Annotated in this window: 9 protein-coding genes, 3 tRNA genes, 1 rRNA gene and 1 other annotated feature; all 13 genes read right to left on the bottom strand. The window is 28.9% G+C overall.

Annotation, left to right across the window (positions count from 1 at the left end):
- Positions 1 to 3 precede the first annotated feature (3 nt).
- The 13 genes from BLS77_RS11215 to rrf all read right to left on the bottom strand — a co-directional run bounded on the left by BLS77_RS11215 (position 4) and on the right by rrf (position 8,456).
- Positions 4 to 94, bottom strand: a tRNA-Ser gene (locus tag BLS77_RS11215).
- A 158-nt stretch (positions 95 to 252) separates the two neighbouring features.
- On the bottom strand, positions 253 to 639 hold the full coding sequence (gene panD / locus BLS77_RS11210) for an aspartate 1-decarboxylase (RefSeq protein ID WP_089969576.1): 387 nt from the start codon (positions 637 to 639) through the stop codon (positions 253 to 255).
- A gap of 12 nt (positions 640 to 651) precedes the next feature.
- Positions 652 to 1,497, bottom strand: coding sequence for a pantoate--beta-alanine ligase (gene panC, locus BLS77_RS11205; RefSeq protein ID WP_089969573.1), 846 nt, complete (start codon positions 1,495 to 1,497; stop codon positions 652 to 654).
- Between the two features lie 16 nt (positions 1,498 to 1,513).
- On the bottom strand, positions 1,514 to 2,341 hold the full coding sequence (gene panB / locus BLS77_RS11200; RefSeq protein ID WP_089969570.1) for a 3-methyl-2-oxobutanoate hydroxymethyltransferase: 828 nt from the start codon (positions 2,339 to 2,341) through the stop codon (positions 1,514 to 1,516).
- Entirely contained in the window at positions 2,341 to 3,252 is a 912-nt protein-coding gene (locus tag BLS77_RS11195) for a Rossmann-like and DUF2520 domain-containing protein (RefSeq protein WP_278336664.1), read from the bottom strand. Before BLS77_RS11195 ends, panB begins: the two co-directional genes overlap by 1 nt.
- A gap of 250 nt (positions 3,253 to 3,502) precedes the next feature.
- On the bottom strand, positions 3,503 to 4,780 hold the full coding sequence (gene serS / locus BLS77_RS11190; RefSeq protein ID WP_089969563.1) for a serine--tRNA ligase: 1,278 nt from the start codon (positions 4,778 to 4,780) through the stop codon (positions 3,503 to 3,505).
- Positions 4,781 to 4,846: 66 nt separating this feature from the next.
- Positions 4,847 to 5,047, bottom strand: a binding site (T-box leader).
- A 201-nt stretch (positions 5,048 to 5,248) separates the two neighbouring features.
- Positions 5,249 to 5,482 carry a DUF1667 domain-containing protein gene (locus BLS77_RS11185; protein WP_089969561.1) on the bottom strand — a complete coding sequence of 78 codons (234 nt, stop codon included), beginning with the start codon at positions 5,480 to 5,482 and terminating at the stop codon, positions 5,249 to 5,251.
- A gap of 59 nt (positions 5,483 to 5,541) precedes the next feature.
- On the bottom strand, positions 5,542 to 6,954 hold the full coding sequence (locus tag BLS77_RS11180) for an NAD(P)/FAD-dependent oxidoreductase (RefSeq protein WP_089969558.1): 1,413 nt from the start codon (positions 6,952 to 6,954) through the stop codon (positions 5,542 to 5,544).
- Between the two features lie 56 nt (positions 6,955 to 7,010).
- The gene (locus tag BLS77_RS11175; protein WP_089969555.1) at positions 7,011 to 7,517 is read right to left on the bottom strand and encodes a transcription repressor NadR; all 507 of its coding nucleotides are present in this window, start codon (positions 7,515 to 7,517) and stop codon (positions 7,011 to 7,013) included.
- Positions 7,518 to 7,543: 26 nt separating this feature from the next.
- The gene (locus tag BLS77_RS11170; RefSeq protein WP_089969552.1) at positions 7,544 to 8,047 is read right to left on the bottom strand and encodes an HDIG domain-containing metalloprotein; all 504 of its coding nucleotides are present in this window, start codon (positions 8,045 to 8,047) and stop codon (positions 7,544 to 7,546) included.
- A 126-nt stretch (positions 8,048 to 8,173) separates the two neighbouring features.
- A tRNA-Ala gene (locus tag BLS77_RS11165) sits at positions 8,174 to 8,249 on the bottom strand.
- 3 nt (positions 8,250 to 8,252) lie between these two features.
- Positions 8,253 to 8,329, bottom strand: a tRNA-Ile gene (locus BLS77_RS11160).
- 10 nt (positions 8,330 to 8,339) lie between these two features.
- A 5S ribosomal RNA gene (gene rrf, locus BLS77_RS11155) occupies positions 8,340 to 8,456 on the bottom strand.
- Between the last annotated feature and the right edge of the window lies 1 nt (position 8,457).

The raw sequence follows: 8,457 nt of genomic DNA, 5'->3' as shown, positions 1-8,457 counted from the left end.
AAATGGAGGAAGAAGTGGGATTCGAACCCACGGTACGCTTTCACGCACGTCGGTTTTCAAGACCGGTGCCTTAAACCAACTCGACCATTCTTCCTCGACTACTTTATTAGTATAACAAGTTTTATGATTCCTGTCAACATTTATATTAAATAATTTTATAAAAACTACCTAATACAAGGCTAAACCTTATAAATTAGGTAGTTTTATAACATAAATAATTCTATTTCGACTATATCTCATTATTATAATCTATTATTTTGATAGTTCTCCATGCTTTTCATAAGATGTTATTCTACTCACCTTATTATTTTCATCAACAAAAACTACCTTTGGTTTATGATATTTAACTTCATTGATTTCAAGTTCACAATAACTCATTATTATTATCTTATCACCAACCTGCACACATCTAGCTGCTGCTCCATTTAAACATATTAAACCAGATCCACGTTCTCCTGCTATTGTATATGTTTCAAATCTATTTCCATTATCTATATCTACAATATTCACCTTTTCATACTCATAAATACCTGATGCTTCTAATAAATCTTGATCTATAGTTATACTCCCAACATAATCCAATTCTGCTTGAACTACTGTAGCTCTGTGTATCTTTCCTTTTAGCATACTTATTCTCATCTTTTACCCCCACTAAACTTCGAATGTAAAATTATCTATTAATCTAGTCTTTCCTATATTAACTGCTATAGCTATTAATATAGATTTGTTTACTTTTTCTACTACCTTCATAGATAATCCATCTACAACCTGTACATAATCTATTTTCGCTAATTTTTCTTTTGCTATATTATCTATTATTACTTTTCTTATTACTTCACAATTTCTTTCACCCATATTTAATATATCTTTAGCTTTTTCTAATGATCCACTCAATATTGTTGCAGCTTTTCTTTCACTCTCTGATAAATAGGTGTTTCTAGAACTCTTTGCAACTCCATCCTCTTCTCTAATTATAGGACAACCTATTATTTCTATATCAAAATTTAAATCTCTAACCATTCTTTTTATTACTGCTAATTGCTGAGCATCTTTTTCTCCAAAATACGCTCTATTTGCAGGTACTATATTAAATAATTTTGATACTACAGTACATACTCCTCTAAAATGAATAGGTCTACTTTTTCCGCATAACTCTTCAGTTAATCCATTAATATCAACATAAGTAGAAAAATCCTCGAAATACATTTCTTTGTCTTCTGGATGAAATATTATATCAGCGCCTGCATTCCCACACAATATACTATCAGCATCTAGATCCCTAGGATAACTACTTAAATCTTCTTTAGGTCCAAACTGCATTGGATTAACAAATATACTTACCACAACTTTATCATTTTCACTAAAAGCTCTCTCAATTAAGCTTTTATGACCTTCATGTAAATATCCCATTGTCGGAACAAAACCTACTGTAAATCCTTCATACTTCCACTTCTTAACTTGGTCTCTAACTTCTTTAATATTATTTAAAACTCTCATAGCTACCCCTTTACTACTAATATAATTTTTCTAATACTTCATCACTTATTTTAAAGGTATGAGCTTCTTCTGGAAAAACCCCATCTCTTACTTCATCAATATACTTTCTAAATGCCATATTCATAATTTCTCCTACATTTGCATATTTCTTAACAAATTTAGGTGTAAAATCATTAAACATACCAAGCATATCTTGATACACTAAAATTTGCCCATCACAGTTCACACCTGCACCAATTCCAATGGTAGGTATATTTATCTCTTTAGTAATTATATCCGCTAATTTAGCCGGTACACACTCTAATACAACTGCAAAAGCTCCTGCTTTTTCAACAGCCTTAGCATCCTCTATTAACTTTCTTGCTGCCTCTTCACTTTTACCTTGTACCTTAAATCCTCCAAATGCATTAACCGATTGTGGTGTTAATCCTATATGCGCCATAACAGGTATAGATGCTTTAACTATAGCTTCTATTTTATCACAAACTTCAACTCCACCCTCTAGTTTGACAACTTGTGCTCGGCCTTCTTTAATAAGCCTTCCTGCATTTACCACGGAATCATATATAGATGTCTGATATGACATAAAAGGCATATCAGCTACAATCAAACTATTTTTAGCACCTCTAGAAACAGCTTTAGTATGATGTATAATGTCCTCCATTGTAACTGACAATGTATCCTCATATCCTAAACATACCATTCCTAAAGAATCACCTACTAATATTCCATTTATTCCTGCTCCATCTATTATCTTAGCCATTGAATAATCATAAGCTGTTAACATTGTTAATTTCTCATTTCTTACCTTTGCCTCTTTAAAAGTTACCACTGTGTTTTTCATTATTGTCCCCCTAAATACTCTTCTATATTTTTATAATCTCTATCCTTATTTTTACTCTTTGCTATCTCTAGAACATTTTTAGATAATAGCTTATATAAAATCTCATCATCCTCATTTAACACATTACAATGGCTTTCTATAGTCTTTAGATCGCCTCTTTCAATAGGCCCTGTTAAACTACTTACTATTCCTTTTTCTTTTATATTTTCTATATTAAAAGAAATTAAAGGTTGAAGTGCTTTAATAGCCATATCCTCTTTAAAACCGCACTGTATCAGCTGTTTAACACCAGTACTAATAAGTCCTAAAACTAAATTACTTACGGTAACAGATGCAGCGTGATATAAAGGCTTATTATTTTTATCTATAATTAATACACCATTTCCTAATAATGTTATCACCCTAGAAATTTCATTTGCATATTTAGAGTGACCTTCTATTGTTATAAAGGCTTTATTCAATGATTTATAAGAGTTATGTTTGTCTGAGATAGCAAACATAGGATGGATAGAGTATCCATAGGCACCATATTGGTTTATATTTGAAAATATTTCCGATGATAATGATCCACTACAATGGCAAATCACCTTATTTTTAATAGACAGTTCTTTTATCTCGTTCCATACATTTTTTATTTCACCATCAGGAGTAGTAATAAAAATAGTATCACTTTCATTTATTATTTCACTTAAATTATCAAATTGTTTTGTACATGTAAAAATTGAAGCTTTTTTTGAAGAGTCTTCATTCCTACTATAGTACCCAGTTACAGTAATATTATTTACCTTTAGATATTTTCCTAAAGAAAATCCTACTTTACCTGCACCTATAAAACCTATTTTTATACTTATCACCTCCATTATTAGAGTGTGATACTTTTTAGTCCCATTCCTGAAGATATGAGCTGTCAAATTAAATTAATTCAAATATAAAAATGGTGTGGTTAATCTCTAATACCACCCAAATATAATTTATCATATATTAAAATATAATTCAATATTATATTTATGTTACTTTTTTGTCTTTGAAAACTAAATTTTTTTGCTATTTTATCATAACATATCAACTATTCACTTATTATATTTTTAATAAATCTTCAAATAAATAAAACAGGTAATTTAATATCATCTGTTATGATATTAAATTACCTGTTTAAATTATTTATTTTATTTCAGTAGCATTCATATATCCTCTTAAAGCTTCTGGAATTTCTACAGTTCCATCTTCTTTTTGATAATTCTCTAAAATAGCAGCAACTGTTCTACCAACTGCAAGGCCTGAGCCATTTAGAGTATGAATAAATTGAGGTTTGTCATTTGGATTTTCTCTATATTTAATATTTGCTCTTCTTGATTGGAAATCTTCAAAATTTGAGCAACTTGATATTTCAACATATCTATTGTAGCTTGGCATCCATACTTCTATATCGTATTTTAATGCTGCTGTAAACCCTAAATCACCTTTACATATTCTAACGATTCTATAAGGTAATCCTAATCCTTGTAATATTGATTCAGCATCTTCTACTAACTTATCTAATTCTTTGTATGAATCTTCTGGTTTAGAGAATTTAACTAACTCAACCTTATTAAATTGATGTTGTCTTATTAACCCTCTTGTATCTCTACCTGCTGATCCTACTTCTGCTCTGAAACAAGCTGAATAAGCTACATGTTTAATTGGAAGATCACTACCTTTTAAAGTTTCATTTCTATACATATTAGTTACAGGAACTTCTGCTGTTGGTATTAAGAAATATCCATTATTCTCAACCTTAAATGCATCATCTTCAAATTTAGGTAATTGACCTGTACCTACCATACTTTCTCTGTTAACCATGTATGGAGGTAATATTTCCTCATATCCATTTTCACAAGTATGGGTATCTAAGAAATAATTAATTAAAGATCTTTCTAATCTTGCTCCCTTACCTTTGTAAATTGTAAATCTTGATCCACTAATTTTACTAGCTCTTTCAAAATCAAGAATATTTAAATCTATTCCTAAATCCCAGTGAGGTTTTATTTCAAACTTAAAACTTTTAGGTTCTCCCCATTTCTTTATTTCTATATTATCTTCATCAGTATCACCTTCTGGCACGAATGGATTTGGGATATTTGGAATTCTTAACATTATATATTCAATCTTCTCATTAATTTCTGATACTTTTAAATCATCTTCTTTTATTTTATCTCCAAGATTTCTCATTTCAGTCATTATTAAAGTAACATCTTCTCCAGCCTTTTTAAGATTCGGGATTTCAGATGAAACTTTATTTCTTTTATTTTTTAAAACTTCAACTTCTACTAATATACTTCTTCTTTCCTCATCTAAAGCTATAACTTCATCTATAGTTGACTCTTTGAAATCCTCTCCTCTATTTAATAAAGCCTTCTTTATTTCTTCTGGATTTGTTCTAATTCTCTTTAAATCTAACATTTTAAAATCTCCTTTCTTATAATAATACTTATTTTTGCCAACGAAAAAAGAGCCTATCTTCCCTATACAAGGGACGAAAGACTCCGCGTTGCCACCCTAATTAATAGTATTAAAATACTATTCACTCGATAAAATATAACGGTTGAAACCGTACTGCTCATCGCAGTCCCTCAGAGGTGGATTCATACTATTTTGCTATTGATTCTCACTAAACATCAACTCTCTGCAAAACAAAAATACTATTACTATTCTCATCAAAGGTTTAATATTAATTTTTACTAATCTTAATATATTACAATCATAGGTACCTTGTCAATATTTTACTACATTTTTTTTATAATACATTAACTTAGTCATGTTTTTTTAATATCTACTCAATATTATACTCTATTTCTAACCATAATTTATTAATATAATTCACTGATAATGATACTATCTTATTCTATTCTTATATTATTTGCTATATTTTTATTCTTTATGTATGTCTCTTGTACATATTATATCTATTCCTGTATTTAAGATGTTTTTACAAATTATATTTCCTACTTCAATTGGGACACTTGGATATATCCTACTTAAAACTTTAGATAATTCAACCCATAATTTTTTATCCACTTCTTTGCTACTCTTAACTGGAATCACTTTATATTCACTACTCCCTTTTATTCTAACAACAGAAGTGAATATATCCTTCTCTTTCAAAAATACCCCTCCTCAACATCTATTAGCTATACTTAGCTTTTTTATAAATTGCATATAAATTAAACATCTTTAAATTCTTTTATTCTCCCTGATATTACCTTAGAATTCTTAGAATCATCTACTATGTCAGTCGGCTTTTTATCTAATTCTCTAGCTAGTATGTTTATTATCTTTTCATTACAATAAGATCCTTGACAGCTCCCAAATCCAGCTGCTGTTCTTCTCTTTACACCTTCTACAGTTCTCGCACCTAAAGGTCTTCTTATGCAATCAACTATTTCTCCCTCGGAAACAGTATTGCAAGAACAAATAATCTTTCCATACCTATTATCAAGATCTATTATTTCATTGATTTCTTTCTTATTCATTTCTCTAAACCTATAAAATTCTCTTCTTTTATCGATAAAATTCTTTTTTAATGTACAATTTAAATTACTAGATAAGGTATCGCATAACATTTTAGCTATTGCAGGCGCAATTGTTATTTTTCCATAATGAGTTCCTGTTACTCTTATATATCCCTTATCTATTTCACTATCATCAATTAGCATAGAATCCTTATCATAGCTTTCTCTAAATAAATTATTTATGTTACTTTTCTTTAAATCATTTAATAAGTTATTAGCATAATCTAAATTATCATCTAAACTTGTTTTATTTACACTTTTTATACCAATTAAAGATCCATCTGTAATTGTTGGAGAGCTTAAAACAAAAGTATTTTTATCAAAAGTTTCTATAACTATTTTACTTAATTTATTATTATAATTATTATCTACAAGTAAATAACTCATATTTTTAAATTCATCTTCATTTTCATAAGTTTCCTTTTCTTCAACTATTCCATTTTCCTTAATATATATTTCATTTGGTGTAGTATTTATAACAACTTTACATCTAAATTTATTTTTACTTGTATTCACTATGAATCCTTTAGCTATATTTTGAATACTTATAACCTCTTCTTCTAGCCTAAAATTAACTCCATTATCAGAAGCTACCTCTGCATATGCAATAGCTAAATCATATGGTGCTATAATAGCTACATTTTCAGAATATAAACCCTTCTTAACATTATTGTTTATATTTGGTTCAATATCATATATATCTTTATCATCAACTAAATAGACACCATCTATTCCTCTATCTTTAGCTCTATTATACATTTCCTCAAGTTTTTTTACACCATTATCATCATTTACAACCCTTAATGCACCAATTTTCTTAAATGGTAATTTGAATTTTTGGCAGGTCTCTTCTAATAATGAGTTGCCTATATACTCAAGACCAGCCATTATATTGTCTGATGTCTCTGATCCATCATAAACAATAGACGTATTTACAAATGATATATCATCTGCTATATCATAGTCCTTCTCTATAAGCGCTATATTAAAATTATATTTAGATAATTCATAAGCTACAGCACAGCCAATTATACCGCCACCTAATATTAAAACATCATAATCCATAAACCATACTCCCTCCTATATTAATTAAGTATCTTTATTATTAGTTTACTAATAAATTATAAAGCAAATCCCTTTTCTTCTAATTCTTTCTTTATAGCCTCAATATCTTCTTCAGTATCCGCTGAAATAGTATGTAAGTGAATGCCATTAGTTAATTCAGATAAAGGCTTAGCATCTATCTTCTTAAATGATTCTTCAAATTTATTTAGGTCATTTAAATTTTTTATCATCATATTACCTATTATTTCACCATACAAAGGATGTTCAACAATAACGTTTTCTATTATACCACCATACTTAACAACTACTTGTAGCTCTTCTATCATATTATCTATACTATGATTTACAGCTATAATAGATTTCACCCTATTTATATCAATGTTATATATATATCCTTCTGGTGTTGCTATTATATTACTTCCTTTTGCCCTTAATATAGCTATATCCTTAACTATTATTTGCCTAGTAACTCCAAATCTATTAGCTAAATCTATTCCTTTTATAGCCTTATTATTCTTCCTCAACAATTTTACAATTGATTCTCTTCTATCTATAGACTTCATATTTTAATTCACCTACCTAATAATATTTAATTTTTATTATCACAAATACTGATTATATCTATTATTTTATTTTTTTTGAATTTCTTCTTATTATGATGATATCTAACTACCTCTAACAATTCTTTATCATAATTACGTGTTTTAAGCATCTCATATCCTATTTTAGGATGATTATAGTAGATATTTATTTGTTTTATATTATCATACTTCTTTAAATTCCCTTTAGTAAACTTATCTAATAATACTATTAAGGACTTCTCTATTAAATTTATATGATATTTACTTTTTCCTATATCATGTAAAAGAGCTATTTTTCCTACTCTGTATTCATCCATTTTAATATTATTATTTTTTAATAGCATTACTGAATCTTTACAGACTCTTATGCAATGATGTTTATCACTCTTTTTAAGCTTATTAAACATCATAATTTCATTGTTATTTAAATAAGTTTCTATATAACTATAGTCTATCTTTTTAAAAGAGGATTCTATTCCCCATATAAACTGTTTAATACGATAAAATTTCATTTTTCTTCACCTTTTCATTATATTCTATTTAAATAATAACACTATATATTTTCATTATCAATTATTGTTATACTTATATTTTATATAACAAAAAAGCTACGAAATAATTCGTAGCTTTTTTTATTATGGTGGAGGTAACAGGAGTCGAACCTGCGACCCCCTGCGTGCAAGGCAGGTGCTCTCCCAACTGAGCTATACCCCCATATGGTGGACCTTCAGGGACTCGAACCCCAGACCGACCGGTTATGAGCCGGTTGCTCTAACCAACTGAGCTAAAGATCCATTAATATTAACCTGGCGACGTCCTACTCTCCCACACAGCTGCCCGTGCAGTACCATTAGCGCTGTAGAGCTTAACTTTCCTGTTCGGAATGGAAAGGAGTGTTTCCTCTACGCCATCATCACCAGAT

Origin of the sequence: Clostridium gasigenes, assembly GCF_900104115.1 — a bacterium.
GTDB classification, from domain to species: Bacteria; Bacillota; Clostridia; order Clostridiales; family Clostridiaceae; genus Clostridium; species Clostridium gasigenes.
This window is presented reverse-complemented; position numbering and strand designations above follow the sequence as displayed.

Excerpts from the sequence above, each read along its gene's own strand:
- panD (WP_089969576.1), bottom strand. The coding sequence starts at position 639 with ATGAGAATAAGTATGCTAAAAGGAAAGATACACAGAGCTACAGTAGTT.
- panC (WP_089969573.1), bottom strand. The coding sequence starts at position 1,497 with ATGAGAGTTTTAAATAATATTAAAGAAGTTAGAGACCAAGTTAAGAAG.
- panB (WP_089969570.1), bottom strand. The coding sequence starts at position 2,341 with ATGAAAAACACAGTGGTAACTTTTAAAGAGGCAAAGGTAAGAAATGAG.
- serS (WP_089969563.1), bottom strand. The coding sequence starts at position 4,780 with ATGTTAGATTTAAAGAGAATTAGAACAAATCCAGAAGAAATAAAGAAG.
- BLS77_RS11180 (WP_089969558.1), bottom strand. The coding sequence starts at position 6,954 with ATGGATTATGATGTTTTAATATTAGGTGGCGGTATAATTGGCTGTGCT.
- BLS77_RS11175 (WP_089969555.1), bottom strand. The coding sequence starts at position 7,517 with ATGAAGTCTATAGATAGAAGAGAATCAATTGTAAAATTGTTGAGGAAG.
- BLS77_RS11170 (WP_089969552.1), bottom strand. The coding sequence starts at position 8,047 with ATGAAATTTTATCGTATTAAACAGTTTATATGGGGAATAGAATCCTCT.